The following is a 19794-nucleotide window of genomic DNA, read 5'->3' on the forward strand; positions in this document are numbered from 1 at the left end:
GGGTCCCGCGGCGCGGGAGGGAGAATGGGAGGCATGAACCCCACCGGCAGCTTCCGCGCCGCCCGCGACACCCTGCTCGAGCACCGCACCGACGCGGCCGCCGCCACTGCCGCCTTCGAGTGGCCCGACGTCGGCCCGCACTTCAACTGGGCCGTCGACTGGTTCGACGAGATCGCCATCGGCAACGAGAAGACCGCGCTCTGGATCGTCGAGGAGGACGGCTCGGAGCAGAAGGTCTCGTTCGACCGGATGCGCTGGCGCTCCGACGAGGTCGCCGCCTGGCTGCACTCGGTCGGCGTCGAGCAGGGCGATCACGTGCTGCTCATGCTCGGCAACCGGCTCGAGCTGTGGGAGGCGATGCTCGCGATCATGAAGCTCGGCGCGGTCATCCTGCCCACCACCACCCTGCTCTCACCCGCCGACCTGGCCGACCGCCTCGAGCGCGGCGAGGTCGCGCACGTGATCGTGGACGCCTCCGAGACCGCGAAGTTCGACGGACTGCCGGGCGACTTCGGCCGCATCGCCGTCGGCGGCCCGGTCGAGGGCTGGCTCGACTTCGCCGACTCGGTCGACGCCGTCGGGATCAGCCCGACCGTCGTCGTCGACACCGACGACCCCTGCCTCGTCTACTTCACGTCGGGCACGACGTCGAAGCCCAAGATGGTCGTGCACACCCAGGAGTCGTACCCGGTCGGCCACCTCAGCACCATGTACTGGCTCGGCGTCCGCCCCGACGACGTGCACATGGCGATCAGCTCGCCCGGCTGGGGCAAGCACGCCTGGAGCTGCTTCTTCGCGCCGTGGAACGCCGAGGCGACGGTCTTCGTCTACGACTACAGCCGCTTCGCTCCCGCGGCGCTCCGCCACCAGCTCGACCGTGCCGGCGTGACCACGTTCTGCGCGCCGCCGACGGTCTGGCGGATGCTGATCCAGTCGGAGCTCGGCGCGAAGCCGCGAGCCCTCACCGAGATCCTCTCGGCGGGCGAGCCGCTCAACCCCGAGGTGATCGCCACGATCGAGCGGGAGTGGAGTCTCACCATCCGCGACGGCTACGGCCAGACCGAGACCACGGCGATCATCGCCAACCCTCCCGGCGCCGAGATCGTGCCCGGAGCGATGGGCCGGCCGCTCCCCGGCGTCGCGATCGCGCTGATCGACCCGGTCACCGGCGAGTCCGCCTCGACCGGCGAGATCTGCCTCGACCTGTCCGTCGAGCCCGTGAACCTGATGTCGGGCTACCTCGGCGACGACGAGCGCACCGACCGCGCCCGCGCCGACGGATACTTCCACACCGGAGACGTCGCCGTGCGCGGAGTCGACGGCACGATCACCTTCATCGGCCGCACCGACGACATCTTCAAGTCGTCCGACTTCAAGATCTCGCCGTTCGAGGTCGAGAGCGTGCTGCTGCAGCACCCCGCCGTCGCCGAGTCGGCAGTCGTGCCGGCGCCCGACGCGACCCGGCACAGCATCGTCAAGGCCTACATCGAGCTAGCGGAGGGGTGGGAGCCGTCCGAGGAGACCGCGGCCTCGATCTTCGCCCACACCCGGGTCCAGCTGTCGGCGTTCGAGCGGGTGCGCCGCCTCGAGTTCCACCCGCTGCCCAAGACGATCTCGGGCAAGATCCGCCGCGTCGAGCTGCGCGAGCGCGAGGAGGCGGCGTTCGGCCGTGGCGAGGACATCGCGACGGAGTGGCGGAGCGACCGCATCGAGACGGGCGGGCAGGCGTGAGGAGCAGCGCGCTCGGCATCGGCCTGTCGGTCGCGTTCGCGGTGCTCGCGATCTCGCTGAATCTGCTCCTCGACCGCGTGCTCGGGGTGCCGCTCCTGCCGCGCTGGGGCATCGTGCTCGTGGTGGTGACGCTCGCGAGCGTGGCCGTCGCCCGCCACCTCCGGCGCCGGGCTCAGCTGGAGGAGTAGGCCGCCGGGTCAGCGCCGCACCGCGAGGAGCTCGCCGTGGTCGCGCGCGCCCGGGGCGGTCCGGCGCGAGCGGTGCACGACGTCGAGGCCCGCCCTCTCGACAGCCGCCTGCAGGTCGTCGAGCGGGTGGAACCAGGCGGTGGTGACCGCGTGGTCGAAGGCCTCGACCCGCGGCCCCTCGAAGAAGCCGATCAGGAGGCGCCCGCCCGGAGCGAGGCACCGGCCGAACTCCGCCACGGCCCCGGGCAGATCCTGCGGGGGCAGGTGGATGAGCGAGTACCAGGCGAGGATGCCGCCGAGCGATCCGTGCGCGACGCCGGGATCCCGGAGCGACCCGCAGCGGAACGGCACCTCGGGGAACCGACTCCGCGCGAGAGCGAGGAACTCCGGGACGAGATCGAGGCCGACCACGTCGAGGCCGAGCCCGTGCACGAACGCGGTCCAGTGGCCGGGTCCGCAGCCCGCGTCGAGCACCGGGCCCTCGAGCGAGGCGGCCCAGGAGGCGATCAGCGCGCGGTCCCGCTCGTCGGAGTCCTCGACCGAGCCGAGCAGCGCCGCATACTCGCTCGCCCGCGCGCCGTACGCCTCCGCCACCACCTCATCGGTCATGACGTCGAGCGTACGAGCGCGCAGCCGGCCCCTATGCCGCGGCGCGCGCGACGCCGACGCGCCCTGCGAGCAGCACCTCGAAGCCGGACCGGTGGCGGTAGCGGAGGAAGGCGCGGTTCATCTCGTCGGTCGAGTGGAAGCCGGCGGCGTCGGCCGTGCGCGCCAGCACGACCACCGTTGCGAGCGTCACCGGCTGCTCGCGGAACAGGCGCTCCGCCACCTCGACGCGGACGCGGGAGACGGAGGCGCGGACGGTGCTGTGGCGGTGCAGCCAGTGGTTCACGCGCACTCGGATCGGTGGGACGCCGATCGCGCGGCCGATCGCCCGGGCGTCGAGCCCGGGGAGGGCGTGCAGCTGCACGAGGGACCGGTCGATGCGCTCGTCGAGATCGCCCCGATCGTGGGGCCCGCAGGATCGAGTCATCAGTGCGGCGCCCGCCGCAGGGGCAGCTCCGGGCACAGGGGTCCTTGTCATCGTGTCGCTCGCCTTCGAGTCCAGCGGTCACCGCCGGTCGGGGTGGCGCGACGGTGTCGATCTCAGAGCACCGCTCGCCGCCGCGCGAGCACGAAGCAGAACAGGGCACTGTCGCTTCGGGTACGGCAGCGCCCACGGTGAACTGAGATTCACTCATTTTCGCCTTCTGCCTGCGCGGCGGGCACCGGTGGCACGGGATCCCCCTGCCACTGGCGCGCAACGACCGCTGCGCGCCTTCCCGTCCGGCCTTCGCGCCGGGCCGCCCCACCGGCCCTCCCCGCCGCGATCATCGACGTGGCGAGCCCGTCCCGAGGCGGAGCGCCGATGTCGACGAGAGGAGCTCGGCCGTGCCACCTGCCGCACCGGAGACGCTGATCCCCGTCACCGCCCTCGTCTTCCCCCTGACGGTCGGCCTCGCCCTCCTCGTCGGCGGCATCGCGGCACTGCGATCGCCCGCGCGAGGGGGCGGCCCCCTTCCCCCCTCGCTGCGGATCGCGACGGGTGCCGCACTGCTGCTGGCGGGCGGAGCCGCCTTCACCGTCGCCGCACTCGGCGCCGTCGCCCTCTGCACCACCGCCCTCGTCGTCGCGTTCAGCACCTACGGGCGCACCCGCGCACCATCGGCGGGAGCCGCCCGGCTCGCGGGCGCCGCCGCCCTCCTCACCTTCGCCACCGTCACCGCACTGGAGGGGCTCCTGGGATTCGGCGGTGTCGCCGCTCACCTGTCGCGTTTCGATCTCCGCGACCTGAGCTGGGCCGCCGCCCTCCTCGGAGTGCTGGCGGTCAGCAGCCTCCTGCAGCTCGGAGCGACCCGCTCGCGGTCAGTCGTGGCGGTCGATCCGACCGACGGCGAGGTCGGTCGCCTCTTCTGATCGGCGCCGACGCCTTCTGATCGCCTCCCACAGGGCCGTCGAGGTGATTTCTGCGCCCAATTAGGGTGAAAACATCCCTCAGAACCCGAGAATCCGTCACTCTTGGGCTGTCGCGCCTCCCGAAGGGCGCGTCGTGGGCATCGAGGGGATGTGGAGAACGTGATGAGCATGACTGCAGGCGTCAATCCGTCGATCGAGCGCGGAGTGTCGCGCCGGGACACGGCCGCGGCCGCATGGCTGGCCGGTGTCGGCCTGGAGACGAGACCGAGCGGAGCGTTCCGGGTCGTCGCGGACGCCTTCCGAGGCGATGACTTCGAGGTGATCCGGCTCTGGCACACCCCGGGCCGACTGCGCCGGCCCGCTCGGCCCGGGGCGGGCCTCCGCCTGCTGATCCCGCTCGAGGGCGCTCTCGTCGTGCAACCCGACGAACCGTCCGACGACGAGGTGACGCTCGGGCCCGGCGAGGTCGCCTTCCTCCGCTGCTCGGAGGGCGCGACAGTGGTCACCGACGGGCCGTCCGCGCGTCTCGAGATCATGCTCGGCCGGCCCCTCCTCGGGTTCACCGGCTCCCAGGCGACCGGCGCCCTCGTGACGCGTGCCGACCCGGCGAGCCGCAGCGTGCTGCTCTCGACCGTCAACGCCTTCTTCGGCGCGTCGCTCGACTCCGACTCCGCGGCGTTCCCCCTGGTCAGATCGGCCGTCGAGCAGCTCGCCAACGCGGTGCTCACGACCTCGCTGCCGCACGAGTCGAGCGAGACCGTCTTCACGCGCGCCCTCGCCCTCATCGCAGGCATGTCGGCGGATCCGCGGCTGTCGGTGCACGAGATCTGCCTGCGGCTCGGCGTACCCAAGCGCACGCTGCAGCGGGTCTTCGCAACCAACGGCACCACGGTGTTCAACGAGATCCGGCGCGCCCGCCTGACCACGGCCCGTGCACTGCTCGGCAGCACCGACGTCCCGCCCGCGCCCGGCCACGCTCTGAGCGGCTACGTCCGCTCCCAGAGACTCCAGCGCGACCTGCGGCACCTCGACCCGTCGCGTACGGAGCCGGACGAGCACCCCCGCAGCGCCTGAGTCGGCCAGCGCGAGAGTCGGCCAGCGCCGGAGTCGGCCAGCGCCGGAGTCAGCGACCGGGATAGACCGCGGAAGCGGCGGGCCAGCCCGACGCCGCGAGCTCGGCGCGCAGGCGGTGATGGTGCTGCACCGCGCCGAGCGAGTCGGTGCGGAAGGCGATCGCGGTCGCGGCGTCGGCCCAGTAGGCGTCCCAGCCGGAGTACCGCGCGAACACCCGGTCGCCGACCGCCCCGATCAGCTCCCAGGCCCGCTCGGCGGGAAGGTAGCCCGCCACGTAGGAGTAGCGGATCGCTCCGATCGTGCGCTCGGCGTCGCCCGCCAGCAGCAGGACCGGGGGCCGCCCGTCGAGGTTCTGCGAGAGCTCGAGGAGGTGGAACTCGCTGCCGCCGGTGAGCGCGGCGACGCGGGCGCGCATCCGCTCGGCCTCCGATGATGCCGAGACCTCGGCGAACCGCGCAGACAGCGGTCCCCGCTCGAGGGCGTCGGCGACCAGCAGCTCGACGTCGTCGCGCGCCGCGATCCTGAAGTCGCGATCGAGCGCCACCCTCTGCTCGCTGAGCGGGGGCAGCGGCAGCTGGTCCCACGGCGAGCCCTTGGCGCCGTCGGCGTAGCGGCTGCGCATCGCGGCCGGCAGCTCGGCCCAGGTGGGCTGGAAGGCCAGCGAGGAGTTCCAGCCTCCGAACGAGAAGTCGCTCACGGCGTCGAGGGCGAGCAGCTGCTGCTGGTGCTCGGTCGTCGGAGGCGCCGCCGCGGCACCCAGGTACGCCAGCTGCTCGCGGCGGGGCGCCCGCGCATCCCACTGCTGGAACACGATCGAGGCGACGAGCAGGCCGAACGCCATGCCGAACGCGAAGGTGAACAGCGGCAGAGCCGTGCTGCCGGATCCCGAGGACAGGCCGACGACGAATCCGACGAGGCCGAACGGCACGGCCACGGCGGTCACGAGCAGAGCCCGCCGCCCGATCCTGCCGCCGGGGCCCCGGCGCCGGGCATCCGCGAGGCGCGCGTAGCGCAACCGGGGACGCACGGGGAACTCGACGTCTCCGGGGTGATTCTGCAGCGGCACGCTCGCAGCCTAGACGGGGGCGGGCACCCGGTCGGAGGTCGTCCGTGCTCGGCGCCGGCCCTCCGGGTTCGCTGTCGGTCGTCTGTGCTTGGGTAGCGCCATGAAACTCGCCGAAGCACTGCTCGAGCGGGCCGATCTGCAGAAGCGGATCGAGGCCCTCCAGTCCCGGATCCTCCAGAACGCCTCCTACCAGGAGGGCGAGGAGCCCGCGGAGGATCCGGCCGAGCTGCTGAGCGAGTGCCTCCGCGCTCACGAGGCGCTCGAGCGGCTCGTCACCGCCGTGAACCTGACGAACACCTCGGCGACGACGCCCGACGGCGTCGTGCTGACGGCGGCGCTGGCCCGGCGCGAGTCGCTGCGCGGCCAGCACAGCATCCTGGTGCGCGCCGCCGATGCGGCCTCGGGCGAGCGGGGCTACCGGCAGCTGCGGAGCGAGCTGCGCCGCCTCACCGCCCTCCCGGTGAAGGAACTCCGCGAGCGAGCCGATGCCGTGGCGCGCGAGCTGCGCGAACTCGACGCGTCGATCCAGCGCACCAACTGGGAGGTCGATCTGCAGAGCTGACAGAAGGAGCGGTGAGTCGGTAGGCGACTCGGAGCGAGCACACACCGTCGGGTCGGCGGTCAATCCGGCCCTCTGTCACGCGGTGGGCAGCGTACGGCTTCGGCCCTCACTCACAGCCCAGCACCGACGACCGGTGACCGCGCAGACAGGACACCTCATCACCACGTGCTGGCCGGGTCGCCGAGGGCGGGTTCGGGGATCTCACCGCATTCCAGAGCGCGCCTTCACGGGCGCGAGCACGACGACGAGGAGGCAGGTGTGACCGGAGGGATGCGGTGGGCGAAGCGACGCCTCCTCGCGATCGGCCTCGTCGGTCTGGTCGCCGCCGGAGTCGTCGTCGGCGCCGTGATCGAGACCGATGCCGTGACCCCCTCGGGCGACCCCGCGGGCTCGGTGCGGTATCCGGGCGATCTGCCCGTCGATGCTCCGCGCCTGGGCGGGGTCCTCGTGTCGTCGTCCGGGGGCGGCGGGATCTGGTCGCTGCGCTACTCCCGAGACGGCTTCACCCCCGAGCAGGCGCTGGCCGACCTGACCGCGCGGGGGTACGCCGAGGAGCACCGCAGCCGCGACGAGAACGACGTCGTGCGGGTCTCGCTGCTCGGCTCGAGCCCGTACCTGCTCGCCCTCTCGTGGTCGGACGACGACGATCGGTCGGAGATCGACCTCGTGCTCCGATCGCCGGAGCGTCGCGGAATCCTGCTCGGCGTCAGCTAGACGAGCGCGCGGAGCTGCGCCGCGAAGAAGGCCAGCGAGCGGTCGACCTCGGGCAGTGCGGGGGTGCGGTTGAGGTGGCCGTGGGGCATGCCGCGGGCGAGGTACCCGGTCGCGGCGACCCCCGCCTCCGCCAGCTGCCGCAGCAGCAGCTCGGCCGAGCCGCGCAGCTCGTCGAACTCGTTCACCATCACCGACATCGGCGGGAGGCCCGCGAGCGGCGCGGCGCCGGGGAGGGCGTCGGCGGGCAGATCGGAGAGCCGGCCGACGTAGGTGCGCACCATCCCCTCGATGCCCACGGTGGGGAAGCGGAGGAGCGCGGGCAGGGTCATCAGCTCGCGCAGCACGTCGTCGTCGACGGCCGGGTTGGGGAAGTGCGCGAACGGGTAGGCGAGCAGCACGTGCTCGGGCGGGCGCGCACCGGCGTCACGGAGGCGCAGGGCGGTCGCGAGGGCGAGTGCGGCGCCGGCGCTGGCCCCGCCGATGGCCACGGGAGTCGCCTCCGGAGTCTCGGCCCGCAGTTCCAGCCACGCGGCGTGGACGTCGTCGAGCGGGACGGGGTAGCGGACGCTCGCGGTCGCCAGGCGGTAGCCGACCGAGACGACGCGGGTACCCGCGCGGGCCGCGAGCTCGGCCGAGACGACGTGCGACTCCCGCATGTCGAGGTCGCCCGCCTGGAACCCGCCGCCGTGCACCCAGAGCAGCGCAGGCCCGGTCGCGTCGGCGGGGTCGTAGACGCGGAGCGGGATCGGTCCGTGCGGGCCGTCGACGGCGGCGTCGGAGACGCTCACGCCCTCGGGGAGCGACCACGGGCTCGGGTCCTGCTCGAAGGCGGCGACGCGCGCCGCCTGCGCGGCGTCGAGCGGGTAGGCGAGCCCGTCGAGGTACGGGAGCCTGGCGGCGAGGTAGGGATCGAGCGGCATCGGCGCCTCCTGGCGGGGTGGGGACGGCGCCCACGCTACCGGCGTCGCGGCCCGGCCGGTCAGCGGTGCTGCAGGAGGAGCACGGCGTCGAGCAGCGGGGCCTCGTGTCCGTCGGGGCCGGTCGCGAGGCGCTCGCGGGTGCCGACGACGACGGTGGTCCACTCGAGCGGGTCGAGGGCGAGCTCGGCCAGCTCCTGCTCGGCGGTGGGCAGCTCCTCGCCCATGTGGCCGCGGTGGCCCGACCACGGCGGCGGGGCCGCGTGCGAGACGACGGCCAGGTGCCCGCCGGCGGCGACGAGGCCGGCAGCGCGCCGGAGGACCTCGACGCGCGGGAACTCGACCATGGAGTGCAGGAAGGAGGCGGTGACGAGCTCGAACGGGCCGGTGGCCGGCCACTCCTCGGACAGGTCGGCCTGGCGGAAGTCGACGGCGAGACCGCGCTCGTCGGCTCCGGCGCGGGCCCGGGCCAGAGCCGTCTCCGAGAGATCGAGGCCGGTGACGCTCCAGCCGAGGGAGGCGAGCCAGAGGGCGTCACCGCCCTCTCCCGACCCGAGGTCGAGCGCGCGGGCGGGCGGCAGGTCGCCGACGAGATCGACGAGGGTCGCATTGGGGCGGCCCGACCAGATGGCGGAGTCGCCGTAGCGCTCCTCCCAGTGCTCGCGTGCTGTCGGCATGGTGCGTCCTTCGCTCGGGGTCGGGACGAGGATGGCGTGTTCTGGTCGCGGAGGCCAGCGGGCGTGCCGGAACGGCACGGGCGGGGCGGGTCCCGGTGCCGCGAGGCTGCTCGGCCGAGGGGCAGGGCGCGGTGACCAGCAGCCGGGGCCTTCCGCGACACGGCGTGCGCCGATTAGCGTCGGGGCATGGGACTGCGACTCGAAGAGATCATCGTCGACTGCACCGACTTCCGCGCACTCGGCCACTGGTGGCAGGAGGCGCTGGGCTGGGACGTCGTCGACGAGGACGACGAGGGGATCGAGCTGCTGGCTCCCTCGGGCCGCGGTCCGAGCCTGCTGTTCCTCGACGTTCCGGAGCGCAAGACCGTGAAGAACAGGCTCCACCTCGATTTCGTGCCCGACGATCAGGACGTCGAAGTGGCGCGGCTCGTCGGGCTCGGTGCGTCGCGCATCGACGTCGGGCAGGGCGAGCAGTCCTGGGTGGTGCTCGCCGACCCCGAGGGCAACGAGTTCTGCATCCTGTCGGCGCGCGACTGATCCGCGCTCCGATGCGCATGCATCGAGGAGAAGGCTGAGAAGTCAAGGGTAGAACGATCGTTCTCACACCCCTACGATCAGCTGCGACGCGAGCCCGCCGGGGGTCGCCCGGAGCGAGGAGTGCCCGTGAACACGTACGACACGGCCGCGTACGAGAGACCCGTCGCGGCCATCGGCATGACGCAGGCGCAGCAGCAGGGCGAGCTGCTCGTCAGCCGGGTCCTTTCGACCCGCGGCGCCGGGCTCTACGCCTACGCGTACCGGCTCACGCTGTCGGACGCCGCGGCCACCGCCGCTCTGCGCCACGCGGCCGTCACCCTCCGGAGCGGATCGCCGCGCGTGCTCGACGAGCAGACCGCCCTCGAGGCGGCCCGCACCGAGATCGGCCGGAGGAGCGTCGGACGTCAGGAGCAGGCGGTCGCCGCCGGCTCCGCCGTGCTGCGCGAGGACGACCTCGTCCCCACGGGGTTCCACCGCCGGCTGCACGCGCTGCCGACCCGCGAGCGGCAGTGCTGGCTGCTGCGGCACACAGGCGGCCACGATCCCGCGGTGATCGCCGACCTCCTCCGGATCACTCCGGAGCAGGTGCGGGCGGCTCTCGCCTCCGCGGCCACCACCCTCGTCGAGGGCGAGCTGGCCGAGGCGGACGGGGAGTAGACCCGCCCGCCCGGAGAGGGGGCCCGAGAGGCGCCGGGTCGAGCCGGCGGCACCCCTCAGGCGTCGAGTACCCGCGGACCCGGAGGGTTCCGACCCGCGGGAAGCGTCAGTCGAGGTACTCGATGTCGTCCCACGGCTCGTGCACGTCGCCGGTGTCGCGCTCGTCGTCGGGCACCTCGATCTCCTCGAAGATCACCGGGACACCCGGCGAGACCAGGGCGCTCACGGAGCGGTTGCCGACGACGACGAAATCGATGAGGCCACCGCCGACCTGCGCGGCCCGGGTGCTCGCCTCCTTGAGGGCGGTGACGTCCTCGCCCTGGGAGAGGCCGTAGGACTTGCCCTCGATGGTCACGGTGGTGCGGATCATGGGGTGCCTGCTCCTCGCGTCGGTCCGACCACACTACGGAGCGAGCAGAGCGCTCCTCCAGGCCTTGCGGTCGAGTCGCGAGCCTGGCAGGAGGCGCGGCACCGACAGGAGGGTGACACCCTCCGCACTGTTGCGTCAACCGGGGAGCGCCCGAGTGGCGAGGCCCCGTACCGTGGCCCGCGACCGCACCATCCGCTCCGACCGAGAAGGAGGATCACATGACCGAGAAGAGCATTCCCGAGCCCGTCGATCCCGAGACCGTCGACCCCGACACCGCTACCGACCCCGAGGGCGACCCGGTCGAGAACCCGTCCGGCTGAGCTCGGACGCCCCGAGCGACGGCTCGCATCGAGGGAACCGGTTCTGCACGAGACACCGCGTACTGCGCGGAGTCCCGGCGAGAACCGGTTCCCTCGGTCGTTCCAGGGTCGACGTCAGCGCGGGGTGCCGACGCGGTGCGCCGAGCCGGGGTGCGTGGCCGGCAGCGTCGGCGCATCGTGGCCGAGGATGCGCTCGCGCAGGGAACCGGCGCGCGGCTCGGCGGGCAGCATCCCGCGCTCGCGGAGGAGCGGCATCACCTGCTCGACGAAGTCGCGGTAGGTCTCGTAGCCGCCGTAGGTGTACTCGATGAGGAATCCGTCGACGTCGGTGCGGTCGACGATCTCCTGCAGCTGGTCGGCGACCGACTCCGCGGTGCCGGTGACGCGCATGCCTCCGATGGACGACGTGATGACATCGAGGATCTCGGCGACGGTGGGGCTCGAATCGGGCTGCTGGAACATCGCGAGCATGGTCTGGCCGACCTCGGTCGTGACCTCGGCGAGGGTCGCCTCGAGCGGGAACGACATCAGGTCGACGCCGCTCCAGCCCATGAAGAGGGCTGCAGCGGCCTCGCGGGACGGGGTCTCGTCGAGCTCCGCGCGGAGCCGCAGGGCCTCCTCCTCGGTGTCGCCGACGATGATCGCGACGGAGGGGATCACCGTGATGTCGCGGGGATCGCGGCCGTTCGCCTCCGCCCTCGCGCGCAGATCGGCCACGGTCGCCGCCGCCTTGCCGAGGTCGCGGTCCTGGATGAAGACGCACTCGGCGTAGCGGCCGGCGAAGGCCCGGCCGGCCGAGGAGGCGCCCGCCTGCAGCAGCAGCGGCGTGCGCTGCACCGAGGGGACCGCCGGGAAGTAGCCGTCGTACGAGAAGTACTCGCCGCGGTGGGTGATGCGGTGCACCTTGGCGGGGTCGGCGAAGGTGCGGGTCGCCTTGTCGTAGACGACGGCGTCGTCCTCCCACGCGCCCTCCCAGAGGGTGAGGCAGAGCTCTACGAATTCCGCGGCGCGGCGGTAGCGCTCGTCGTGGGGCGTCACTCCCTCCAGGCCGAGCAGCTTGGTGAGGGCGACCTGGTTGTCGGAGGTGACGATGTTCCAGGCGATGCGGCCCTTGGTGAGGTGGTCGAGCGTCGTGAAGGTGCGGGCGTTGAGGTAGGGCTGCTGCGCGGTGGTCGAGGCCGTGACGACGAAGCCGAGCCGGTCGACGGTGGCCGCGAGCCCGCTGATGAGCACCATCGGGTCGTGCACGGGCACCTGGACAGCCTCGCGGATGACGACCTCGGGGACGTCGTCGCCGCTCATCGGGTAGCCGAGCGCCTCGGCGAGGAAGAGGAAGTCGAAGCCGGCGTCCTCGAGCTTGCGCGAGAGGTCCTGCCAGTACTCGAGGGTCGCGAAGCCACTGGTGTCGCCGCGAGGGTGGTGCCAGGCGTTGCTGATGAAGTTCGGCGTGAACTCCTCGAACGCGCCGAGGAAGATCTGCTTGGTCAGGGTGGTGCCCTTCGCTGCGCGGAGCGATCGGTCGCTCCCGATCGGAGGGCTGATAACCTCGAGTTATCAACGTGGAGATGATAACCAGCAGGAATCATCTTGTGCAAGGGAGACACGATGGAACCGGAGCAGCCCCCCGCGCTCGCCGCCGAGATCGGGACGCTGGTCCACGGCCTGCGCCGGGCGCGCGGGCTCTCGATGCGCTCGCTCGCCACGGCCGCCGGGGTGTCGCAGCCGTTCCTGTCGAAGGTCGAGAACGGCAAGCTCCTGCCCAGCCTGTCCACGCTCTACGCACTGGCCGCGGCGCTCGAGGTGCCGCCGGCCGAGCTGGTGCCGGCGGTCGCCTCCTCCGACGACACGACACCGGAGGCGCACCTGCGCGCCAGCGACGCACCGAACGCCCCACGCGCGCGGCTCGTCGTCGGCGGCCCCGGCCGGACCACCGAGGCCTATCTCTTCACGGCCCGGCCCGGCGACTCCGACGACGTCGACTTCGCGCACCCGGGCGAGGAGTTCGTGTTCGTGATCGAGGGGACGGCGGTGCTGAGCTACGCCGACGGCGCGAATCGCGCGGTGACCGCGGGCGAGTCGATCACGATCGACACCGGCCGGCCGCACCGCTGGTCGGTGCCGGCCGAGGCCGCGGGGGCGGCGCGCTACCTGCTGGTCACGACGCACTCGGGCTGAGCCGGGGGAACCTGTTCTCGGCGAGGCGCCCCGTGCTGCGCGATGTCCGAGCGAGAACGGGGTCTCTCGGCCGCGGTCACGGGCACTGCTGCACCGCGGTCCCAGGGGTGACGGCCTGCGCCTCGGCGGGGCACGGCGCCAGGGGTCCGAGCCACAGGTAGAGAACGACGACCACCGCTGCTCCGGCGTAGAAGAGCGCCGAGAAGGCGATCGCGAAGAGGATCCCGCGGACGGAGACACCGCCCTCGGGATCATGGGTCGAGCTCGAACGGGGACGCCCCTCGGCGAGCTGCGCGCAGAGAGCGCGGGCCGTCGTACGGAGGGTGCTGTCGTGAGTGGTGGGCGCGTCGCGCCGGATGCCGGCGTGCTGGTGAGTCATCCGCTGTCCTGACCGAGAGGGTGTCGTCGACGAGATCGACGCGGTGACGCCCCGGGCCGGTCGATCGCAGTGCCCGGAGGAGGACGCGGCGATGACGAGAGCAGGGTCATCGAGGTTGTCGGCGCGGGAGGCGGGGACGGGAGCGGAAGACGGGTGCGGCATCCGCGGGCGCTGGTGCGCGGGGCGGGCCGTCGGCTGCACCGGGGTGCAGTCCCTCCCGGGGTCTCGGAGAGGGGTGGAGCGGATCCTCCGCCGAGGGCGGAGGGGGCGGGGCGGGTGACGCGGGGGTCGGCGCGTCACCCGCTCCTGTCGGGTCAGCTCCGGAGTCGCCTGGTGCGACGGTGGAGCAGCATCAGCAGGAACCCGGCGCCGAGGACCACGAAGGCTCCGGCGAGGGTAGCCGCGAGGCCGTCGACTCCGGTGGAGGCGAGACCACCGGGAGGGCCGTCCGAGTCAGGAACGTCCGCGGGGGCGCTCGAGGTCGGGGTCGGTCCCGCCGTCGGGATCACCGCGGGTGCGGTGGGCGTCGGCGTGGTGGTGGGCGTCGCGGTCGGAGTCGGCGTCGCCGTCGGCGTCACGGTCGGGGTCGCCGTGGGCGTGGGCGTCACCGTCGGAGTCATCGTGGGCGTGGGCTTCACGGTCGGAGTCATCGTCGGGGTCGGCGTCACCGTCGGAGTCATCGTCGGCGTCGGCTTCACCGTCGGAGTCACCGTCGGAGCGGGCGTCGCCGTCGGAGTGACCGTCGGAGTCGGCTTCACCGTCGGAGTCACCGTCGGGGTCGGCTTCACCGTCGGAGTCACCGTCGGAGTGGGCTTCACCGTCGGAGTCACCGTCGGAGTGGGCGTGGGCTTCACCGTCGGAGTCATCGTCGGCGTCGGCTTCACCGTCGGAGTCACCGTCGGAGTGGGCTTCACCGTCGGAGTCACCGTCGGAGTGGGCTTCACCGTCGGAGTCACCGTCGGGGTCGGCTTCACCGTCGGAGTCACCGTCGGAGTGGGCTTCACCGTCGGAGTCATCGTCGGAGTCGGCTTCACCGTCGGAGTCATCGTCGGGGTCGGCGTCACCGGCGGCGTCGTCGGCGGAGTCACGGGCGGGATGACCGGAGGAGTCGTGGGCGGCGTGGTCGGCGGGATCACCGGAGGGATCACCGGAGGCGTGGTCGGCGGCGTCACCGGAGGCGTCACCGGGGGAATCACGGGCGGCGTCGTCGGCGGGGTCGTCGGCGGGATCACCGGCGGGATCACCGGGGGCGTCGTCGGAGGCGTGGTGGGCGGGATCACAGGCGGGGTCGTCGGCTCGGTGGTGGGCGGCGCGGTCGGCTCCGTCGTGGGCTCCGCGGTCGGCTCGGCCGTGGGCTCAGCAGTCGGCTCCGCCGTCGGCTCCGCAGTGGGCTCCGCCGTCGGCTCCGCAGTCGGCTCGGCCGTCGGCTCCGTCGTCGGAACGGGCGTCGAGCCCGGCGAGCAGGTGGAGGAGCGGAACAGGTTGCTGTCGAGGGTGACGGCGCCGTTCCGGGCGAGTGCGCGGCCGTCGACGACGGCGTCGGTCGTCACAGTGATCGACGCGAGGGCGAGGATCGAGCCGGCGAAGGAGGAGTCGGTGCCGAGCGTGGCCGAGCTGCCGACCTGCCAGTAGACGTTGCAGGCCTGCGCGCCGTTGATCAGGTCGACCGCGCTGGACGAGCCGGTGATCAGGGTCGAGCCGGCCTGGAAGACGAAGACCGCGGCCGGATCGTTCGCCGCGTCGAGCGTGACCGTCCCCGTGATGCCGATCGGGCCGGGAGCGCTGTAGACGCCCGGCTGGAAGGTCTGCCCGACGAGATCGCCGGACACGGTCGCCGTCGCGGGCTGCGAGGCGAGCGCGTTGTAGGCGGTCACGAGGTCGGCCTGGGCGCCGATCGCCTCGGCGTCGGCGGCGTGGATGGTGCCGCGGACCTCACCCGGCGGGAAACCGGTGATCGCGGTCCCGGGGCTGACGCCCAGATCCTCCGGCAGGATCGTGGCACCCGTGTTGGTGACGGTCGATCCTCCGAGCACCGAATAGGAGCCGGCGCGGCCGAGGTCGGGGGCGGTCGCCGCTTGAGCGGAGTTCGCGAAGAGGAACCCCGCCGAGAGGACGAGGACGCCGGCAGACGCGGCGATCCCCAGTCTTCGTCGCGAGCGACGTGATCGGGCGGTGGATGTGGGGCTGTGCAGCATGGTGACGCAGCTTCCGCCCACGACAGCGCGGGCTCGGGACACCCAAGGTGAGTGGACCTGAAAAGTACCCCAAACAGGTCACGCAGTCGACGATATGCGACAAACGCGCTTTTTACCGTGCGTTCTATGGCTTAAGGCCGCGACCTCTGCCACTATCTTCCTCCGATTCGCGCCACACTCCGCTGCTGGTCGAGCCGCCACCGCGGTGATCCCGAGTCCCCTGCCGCGAGCGCCGACGGTCTCTCCCCGCCGAACGGAGTGGGAGCACGATGCCCGCCGTGGCGCGAGACGGCGCCGTGTGCCACCGTCGGAGGCACCGGATCCGACGAGACGAAGGAGCGCACCGTGGGGCTCGTCCACATCGATCTGTTCAGCACCGTCGACGGAGTCGGGCAGGCGCCCGGCGGACCCGAGGAGGACCTCGAGGGCGGCTTCGCGTTCGGCGGCTGGCAGGCTCCGCTCGTCGACGAGACCGTGGGCGAGCAGGTGCTCGACGGGATGCAGGGCATGGACGCGCTGATGCTCGGACGACGCACCTTCGACCTCTTCTCCTCGTACTGGCCCGAGCAGAGCGGCCCGATCGCCGAGCTGTTCAACCGCATCCCGAAGTACGTCGCCTCGCGAGGGACCGCCTCGCTCCGCTGGAGCGGATCCGCCCAGCTCGGCCCCGACCTCCCCTCGGCCGTCGCGGAGGTGCGCGAGCGTCACGAGAAGATCCACGTCATCGGGAGCCTCGACCTCGTGCAGACCCTGCTCTCCGAGCGGCTCTTCGATCGACTGACGCTGTGGGTGCACCCGATCCTGCTCGGCGACGGCAAGAAGGTGTTCGCGCAGGGCGCGGTGCCGTCGAACCTGCGGCTGCTCGAGCCGGTGGTCACGTCGCCGCGCGGAGTCGTGCGGCTGCGCTACGAGCGCCTCGACGGGACACCCGCCGTGGGAGTCGTGGAGGCCTGAGCCGTCCGCGCCGGAGGAACCGTTCTGCGCGATGCCGCGGTGTCTCGGCCGGACTGGTTCGCTCAGCGGGTGGGACATACTGGCGACGTGCAGGCCGACGACGACGAGCGCGGTGACGACGAGCGCCGGGATCTCGAACGTGCGCTCTACGCGCGGCCCGACGGGGACCCCGAGGCCGACATGCGGCGACGCGAGGCCGCGCGGCGCCTCCGGATCGCCTCGGAGGACGCCGCGGGCGACCCACGGGACGGGCTCGGCGCAGAAGGCCGGGCCGTCGATGGCGCCTCCGGACCGCCGCACGAGGGTGGTGCCTCCGGGCCCCCGACCGAGCGCGCCTCCCCCGGCCGGCGCGACCGTGCCGAGCCCGCGGCGACGCGCACGCCCAGGCGTCGGGCCGCCCTGATCGCCGCGGGAGCCCTCGCTGCAGGGCTCGCGCTGGGCGCGGCCGCCGCCTCCGTCGCCCTCGACCAACCGCCGGCCACGGCACCGACCGCGAGCCCCGCTGCGACCGCCCGCCCGGCCGACCGGTTCGAGGAGCTCGTCTCGGGCTGGGAGACGACGGCGGATCTGCCGGCCGGTCTCGCCCTGATCGCGGCCGGCGCCGAGGTGTACACCCCCGGCTTCGAGACGACTCAGAACGACCGGCTCCTGCTCACCGCACCGAACGGGACGTCGCTGTGCCTCGCGCTCGAGCGGTCCGACGCGACGTTCTCGGCGGGATGCACCGGGCTGGCCGACTTCTTCGAGGGCAACCCGCTGCAGGTGGTCGGCACCGCGCTCGGCGAGGACGCACCCGTGTACACGCGGGTGACGCTGAACCCCGACGGGAGCATCGAGGGCGGGTTCCAGCTCGTCGGTGACGATCCGGGCTCCGACTGAGGCGCGGACTCCCGCCCCGACTGCCCGGCGCGACCGTGACATGATCGACCCACGGCGGCGAGAGGGATGTCCAATGGGCCAGCTGATCTACGGGATAGCTCCCGCCATCGAGATCGACGACCGGGCCCTCCGGCACACCGAGGCGGTCATCATCTCGAAGCTGCGCCGCAACGAGAGCTTCTCGTTCCACTGGGACGGCGAGCCGGATGTGGGCGAGGACGTCGCGATCGAGCGCCGCGGCACGCACGGAAGCATCTGGGTGTCGAAGAGCTCATCGCTCTACTTCAGCTACGACGAGTACTCGACCGAGCCGCTGAACCGCGCCTGGATCGATCTGCTCCTCCGGGCCGCGGCGACACCCGCCGGGCTGCGCGTTCTGCCCGAGCCCGCCGCCTAGGCGGGGCGCGGGCCGCCCGGCTCCGGGACGAGCTGGAGGCCGCTCTGCGAGCTGGCGGTGATCATCATCGCCTCGATCCAGTCGCGGTTGATCGACGGCTGCCGCCCGCCGTGGAACCGGTACGAGATCGGCACCGCCGGATGCAGCCAGATCTTCATCCGTCCGCCGCCCATCTCCTGGCCCTGCGACCACGAGAAGGCGAACGACTCGTCGCGCCGCAGCTTGGCGGTGATGACGATCTCGAGATGGGCGAGGACGCGGTCCTCGAACGGGGCCTCGATGCCTCCGGGGTAGTTCAGCAGTCCCATGGGACGCTCCGTCTCCGGCCGGCCGGCCGTTCTGCGCGCGGGCGAGTCCGACGACGCGCCGCATTCTCCCAGCTTCGGATGTGGATCGCTCGGGGGGGCTCTCTGGTTCCCCCGCGAGATGCCACTTGAGTACACGATCGTCGGCGTGTCGCGTACCGAAGTGGCATCTCGCGGACGGGAGCCGCGCGCACAGCGGATGCCGGGGCGCGCGCGCCAGGATTGCGGTGACCACCACTCGATCGGGAGGCCCCGTGCCCGCCAGCACCCAGACCCACGACTACGACGTCGCCGTGATCGGAGCCGGGCCCGCCGGAACCGCCGCCGCTCTGCGGGCCGCCGAGCTCGGCGCGAGCGTCGTCGTCCTCGAAGCAGCCCGCGTCGGCGGCACCTGCGTGAACACCGGCTGCGTGCCGACCCGCGTGCTCGCGAAGACCGCGCGGATCATCCGCGAGGCGCGCACCGCCTCCGACTACGGCGTCGACGTCGGCACCCCCGAGATCGACTGGCCCGCGACCGTCCGCCACGTGCACGAGCGCGTCGACAAGGTGCGCTCGATCAAGCGCGAGGCCGAGCGGTTCGCCGAGGCGGGCGTCGAGCTGGTGCACGAGGGTCGCGCGCGCTTCGCCGACGAGAGCACGCTCGTGCTCGACAGCGGCCGTCGCATCACCGCCCGCTCGATCCTGATCTGCGTCGGCGGCCACTCGCGTCGCCTCCCGATCCCCGGCGCCGATCTGGCGACAGTTCCCGAGGACGTGCTCGATCTGCCGGCGCTGCCGCGACGCGTCGCGGTCATCGGAGGCGGCAACACGGGCGCCCAGCTCGTCACCGTCTTCAACGCCTTCGGCTCGGAGGTGACGCTGCTCGACCTGGCGCCGCGCATCCTCACCACCTCGGACGCCAGCATCTCGGAGTACGTCGCCGCGGCCTTCGAGCGGCAGGGCGTGCACGTGCACACCGGCATCGAGACGGTGGAGCGCCTCGACCGCGCGAACGACGGGGCGATCGACATCCGCTGGCGCGACGGCGACGAGACGCGCACCGAGCGGATGGACGCGGTGATCATGGCGACCGGCTGGCCCGCCGACGTCGACGACCTCGGGCTCGAGAACGCCGGCATCGAGGTGGTGCGCTCGGCGATCCCGGCCGATCAGTACTTCCGCACGATCGTGCCGCACGTCTTCGCGGTCGGCGACGCCAACGGGCGCGACATGCTCGTGCAGGCGGCGCAGTTCGAGGCGGAGGCGGCGGCCGAGAACGCGGTGCTCGGCGCCAACCGCAGGAGCCCCCAGCACCTGCTCCCGGCGGGCGGATTCACGGACCCGGACTACGCGGGCGTCGGGTTCACGATCGAGCAGGCGCGCGAGCGGGACGCGCAGTGCGTCGTCGCGTCCGTGCCGTTCTCGGGGCTGGACCGCGCCGTGATCGACGACCGCGAGAGCGGGTTCCTGACGTTGATCGCCGACCGCCGCCGCGAGCTGCTGCTCGGCGCGCACGCGGTCGGCGAGAACGCGATCGAGGTGGTGCAGTCGGTGACGACGGCGATGGCGGCCGGAGTCGACGTGGCGACCCTCGCGAACGTGCGGTTCGCCTATCCGACCTACAGCGCGGTCATCGGGATGGCGGCGCGGGCGCTCCTGGCCGAGCCGGCGCGACCGACCGAGCTCGACTAGCCGATCCGGCGGTGGGACGCCAGCCCCATCGGTGCACGGCGGCGCCTCCGAATGATGAGGAGCGGGCA

Annotated in this window: 23 protein-coding genes; 13 read left to right on the forward strand and 10 right to left on the reverse strand. The window is 72.7% G+C overall.

What is annotated here, in order from left to right; genetic code table 11:
• Positions 1 to 33: 33 nt before the first annotated feature.
• Positions 34 to 1731: an AMP-binding protein gene (locus tag ASG06_RS05400; protein ID WP_056040519.1), complete on the forward strand. Its 1698-nt coding sequence runs from the start codon at positions 34 to 36 to the stop codon at positions 1729 to 1731.
• The gene (locus ASG06_RS05405; protein WP_056039555.1) at positions 1728 to 1919 is read left to right on the forward strand and encodes a hypothetical protein; all 192 of its coding nucleotides are present in this window, start codon (positions 1728 to 1730) and stop codon (positions 1917 to 1919) included. Before ASG06_RS05400 ends, ASG06_RS05405 begins: the two co-directional genes overlap by 4 nt.
• Before the next feature lie 9 nt (positions 1920 to 1928).
• On the opposite strand, the gene ASG06_RS05410 is transcribed toward ASG06_RS05405, so the two are convergent.
• Positions 1929 to 2528, reverse strand: a complete 600-nt coding sequence (locus tag ASG06_RS05410) for a class I SAM-dependent methyltransferase (protein ID WP_056039557.1) — start codon at positions 2526 to 2528, stop codon at positions 1929 to 1931.
• Between the two features lie 31 nt (positions 2529 to 2559).
• Positions 2560 to 2952 carry a hypothetical protein gene (locus ASG06_RS05415; protein WP_056039560.1) on the reverse strand — a complete coding sequence of 131 codons (393 nt, stop codon included), beginning with the start codon at positions 2950 to 2952 and terminating at the stop codon, positions 2560 to 2562.
• 398 nt (positions 2953 to 3350) lie between these two features.
• Here ASG06_RS05415 and ASG06_RS05420 point away from each other — a divergent pair, with 398 nt between their 5' ends.
• A complete protein-coding gene (locus tag ASG06_RS05420; protein WP_056039562.1) occupies positions 3351 to 3875 on the forward strand; it encodes a hypothetical protein in 525 nt (174 codons plus the stop codon).
• Positions 3876 to 4037: 162 nt separating this feature from the next.
• Complete coding sequence (locus ASG06_RS05425) at positions 4038 to 4949, forward strand: hypothetical protein (RefSeq protein WP_156465870.1); 912 nt, start codon at positions 4038 to 4040, stop codon at positions 4947 to 4949.
• Positions 4950 to 4998: 49 nt separating this feature from the next.
• On the opposite strand, the gene ASG06_RS05430 is transcribed toward ASG06_RS05425, so the two are convergent.
• Entirely contained in the window at positions 4999 to 6015 is a 1017-nt protein-coding gene (locus ASG06_RS05430) for a DUF1266 domain-containing protein (RefSeq protein ID WP_056039569.1), read from the reverse strand.
• Between the two features lie 100 nt (positions 6016 to 6115).
• Between ASG06_RS05430 and ASG06_RS05435 the strand changes: the two genes are divergently transcribed.
• Together ASG06_RS05435 and ASG06_RS05440 are read left to right on the forward strand one after the other, a co-directional pair.
• On the forward strand, positions 6116 to 6577 hold the full coding sequence (locus tag ASG06_RS05435; RefSeq protein WP_056039572.1) for a DIP1984 family protein: 462 nt from the start codon (positions 6116 to 6118) through the stop codon (positions 6575 to 6577).
• Between the two features lie 258 nt (positions 6578 to 6835).
• Positions 6836 to 7291, forward strand: a complete 456-nt coding sequence (locus ASG06_RS05440) for a hypothetical protein (RefSeq protein ID WP_056039575.1) — start codon at positions 6836 to 6838, stop codon at positions 7289 to 7291.
• On the opposite strand, the gene ASG06_RS05445 is transcribed toward ASG06_RS05440, so the two are convergent.
• Together ASG06_RS05445 and ASG06_RS05450 are read right to left on the reverse strand one after the other, a co-directional pair.
• Positions 7288 to 8211 carry an alpha/beta hydrolase gene (locus ASG06_RS05445; RefSeq protein ID WP_056039578.1) on the reverse strand — a complete coding sequence of 308 codons (924 nt, stop codon included), beginning with the start codon at positions 8209 to 8211 and terminating at the stop codon, positions 7288 to 7290. The genes ASG06_RS05440 and ASG06_RS05445 overlap by 4 nt on opposite strands.
• A 59-nt stretch (positions 8212 to 8270) precedes the next feature.
• Entirely contained in the window at positions 8271 to 8885 is a 615-nt protein-coding gene (locus tag ASG06_RS05450; protein ID WP_056039582.1) for a class I SAM-dependent methyltransferase, read from the reverse strand.
• Between the two features lie 186 nt (positions 8886 to 9071).
• Between ASG06_RS05450 and ASG06_RS05455 the strand changes: the two genes are divergently transcribed.
• Together ASG06_RS05455 and ASG06_RS05460 are read left to right on the forward strand one after the other, a co-directional pair.
• The gene (locus ASG06_RS05455) at positions 9072 to 9422 is read left to right on the forward strand and encodes a VOC family protein (RefSeq protein WP_056039585.1); all 351 of its coding nucleotides are present in this window, start codon (positions 9072 to 9074) and stop codon (positions 9420 to 9422) included.
• 126 nt (positions 9423 to 9548) lie between these two features.
• Positions 9549 to 10079, forward strand: coding sequence for a hypothetical protein (locus ASG06_RS05460; protein WP_056039588.1), 531 nt, complete (start codon positions 9549 to 9551; stop codon positions 10077 to 10079).
• A gap of 106 nt (positions 10080 to 10185) precedes the next feature.
• On the opposite strand, the gene ASG06_RS05465 is transcribed toward ASG06_RS05460, so the two are convergent.
• Together ASG06_RS05465 and ASG06_RS05470 are read right to left on the reverse strand one after the other, a co-directional pair.
• Positions 10186 to 10449 carry a hypothetical protein gene (locus ASG06_RS05465; protein ID WP_056039591.1) on the reverse strand — a complete coding sequence of 88 codons (264 nt, stop codon included), beginning with the start codon at positions 10447 to 10449 and terminating at the stop codon, positions 10186 to 10188.
• 434 nt (positions 10450 to 10883) lie between these two features.
• Positions 10884 to 12311, reverse strand: coding sequence for an NtaA/DmoA family FMN-dependent monooxygenase (locus ASG06_RS05470; protein WP_082498956.1), 1428 nt, complete (start codon positions 12309 to 12311; stop codon positions 10884 to 10886).
• Between the two features lie 63 nt (positions 12312 to 12374).
• Here ASG06_RS05470 and ASG06_RS05475 point away from each other — a divergent pair, with 63 nt between their 5' ends.
• On the forward strand, positions 12375 to 12944 hold the full coding sequence (locus ASG06_RS05475) for a helix-turn-helix domain-containing protein (protein WP_056039598.1): 570 nt from the start codon (positions 12375 to 12377) through the stop codon (positions 12942 to 12944).
• 76 nt (positions 12945 to 13020) lie between these two features.
• Here the strand turns inward: ASG06_RS05475 and ASG06_RS05480 are convergent, their stop codons facing one another.
• Entirely contained in the window at positions 13021 to 13323 is a 303-nt protein-coding gene (locus tag ASG06_RS05480; protein ID WP_056039601.1) for a hypothetical protein, read from the reverse strand.
• A gap of 314 nt (positions 13324 to 13637) precedes the next feature.
• Entirely contained in the window at positions 13638 to 15518 is a 1881-nt protein-coding gene (locus ASG06_RS20455; RefSeq protein ID WP_082498957.1) for an ice-binding family protein, read from the reverse strand.
• 345 nt (positions 15519 to 15863) lie between these two features.
• On the opposite strand from ASG06_RS20455, the gene ASG06_RS05495 reads away from it, so the two are divergent.
• From ASG06_RS05495 to ASG06_RS05505, 3 genes are all read left to right on the forward strand, one after another.
• Positions 15864 to 16472 (forward strand): dihydrofolate reductase family protein, encoded by a 609-nt coding sequence (locus tag ASG06_RS05495; protein WP_056039607.1) that lies wholly within the window; start codon positions 15864 to 15866, stop codon positions 16470 to 16472.
• A gap of 87 nt (positions 16473 to 16559) precedes the next feature.
• Positions 16560 to 17351 carry a hypothetical protein gene (locus tag ASG06_RS05500; protein ID WP_056039609.1) on the forward strand — a complete coding sequence of 264 codons (792 nt, stop codon included), beginning with the start codon at positions 16560 to 16562 and terminating at the stop codon, positions 17349 to 17351.
• A 73-nt stretch (positions 17352 to 17424) separates the two neighbouring features.
• A complete protein-coding gene (locus ASG06_RS05505; RefSeq protein ID WP_056039612.1) occupies positions 17425 to 17748 on the forward strand; it encodes a DUF7882 family protein in 324 nt (107 codons plus the stop codon).
• On the opposite strand, the gene ASG06_RS05510 is transcribed toward ASG06_RS05505, so the two are convergent.
• The gene (locus ASG06_RS05510; protein ID WP_056039615.1) at positions 17745 to 18056 is read right to left on the reverse strand and encodes a DUF7882 family protein; all 312 of its coding nucleotides are present in this window, start codon (positions 18054 to 18056) and stop codon (positions 17745 to 17747) included. The two genes, ASG06_RS05505 and ASG06_RS05510, sit on opposite strands and share 4 nt — an antisense overlap.
• A gap of 224 nt (positions 18057 to 18280) precedes the next feature.
• Here ASG06_RS05510 and ASG06_RS05515 point away from each other — a divergent pair, with 224 nt between their 5' ends.
• Complete coding sequence (locus ASG06_RS05515) at positions 18281 to 19726, forward strand: dihydrolipoyl dehydrogenase family protein (protein ID WP_231727617.1); 1446 nt, start codon at positions 18281 to 18283, stop codon at positions 19724 to 19726.
• Positions 19727 to 19794: the final 68 nt, after the last annotated feature.

The sequence above is a fragment of the Rathayibacter sp. Leaf185 genome (assembly GCF_001423885.1).
Classification (GTDB): Bacteria; Actinomycetota; Actinomycetes; order Actinomycetales; family Microbacteriaceae; genus Rathayibacter.

Coding starts and splice junctions, on each gene's coding strand:
- ASG06_RS05475 (WP_056039598.1), top strand. CDS start 12,375: ATGGAACCGGAGCAGCCCCCCGCGCTCGCCGCCGAGATCGGGACGCTG.
- ASG06_RS05465 (WP_056039591.1), bottom strand. CDS start 10,449: ATGATCCGCACCACCGTGACCATCGAGGGCAAGTCCTACGGCCTCTCC.
- ASG06_RS05510 (WP_056039615.1), bottom strand. CDS start 18,056: ATGGGACTGCTGAACTACCCCGGAGGCATCGAGGCCCCGTTCGAGGAC.
- ASG06_RS05400 (WP_056040519.1), top strand. CDS start 34: ATGAACCCCACCGGCAGCTTCCGCGCCGCCCGCGACACCCTGCTCGAG.
- ASG06_RS05450 (WP_056039582.1), bottom strand. CDS start 8,885: ATGCCGACAGCACGCGAGCACTGGGAGGAGCGCTACGGCGACTCCGCC.
- ASG06_RS05455 (WP_056039585.1), top strand. CDS start 9,072: ATGGGACTGCGACTCGAAGAGATCATCGTCGACTGCACCGACTTCCGC.
- ASG06_RS05445 (WP_056039578.1), bottom strand. CDS start 8,211: ATGCCGCTCGATCCCTACCTCGCCGCCAGGCTCCCGTACCTCGACGGG.
- ASG06_RS05415 (WP_056039560.1), bottom strand. CDS start 2,952: ATGACTCGATCCTGCGGGCCCCACGATCGGGGCGATCTCGACGAGCGC.
- ASG06_RS05435 (WP_056039572.1), top strand. CDS start 6,116: ATGAAACTCGCCGAAGCACTGCTCGAGCGGGCCGATCTGCAGAAGCGG.
- ASG06_RS05425 (WP_156465870.1), top strand. CDS start 4,038: ATGAGCATGACTGCAGGCGTCAATCCGTCGATCGAGCGCGGAGTGTCG.
- ASG06_RS05505 (WP_056039612.1), top strand. CDS start 17,425: ATGGGCCAGCTGATCTACGGGATAGCTCCCGCCATCGAGATCGACGAC.
- ASG06_RS05480 (WP_056039601.1), bottom strand. CDS start 13,323: ATGACTCACCAGCACGCCGGCATCCGGCGCGACGCGCCCACCACTCAC.
- ASG06_RS05410 (WP_056039557.1), bottom strand. CDS start 2,528: ATGACCGATGAGGTGGTGGCGGAGGCGTACGGCGCGCGGGCGAGCGAG.
- ASG06_RS20455 (WP_082498957.1), bottom strand. CDS start 15,518: ATGCTGCACAGCCCCACATCCACCGCCCGATCACGTCGCTCGCGACGA.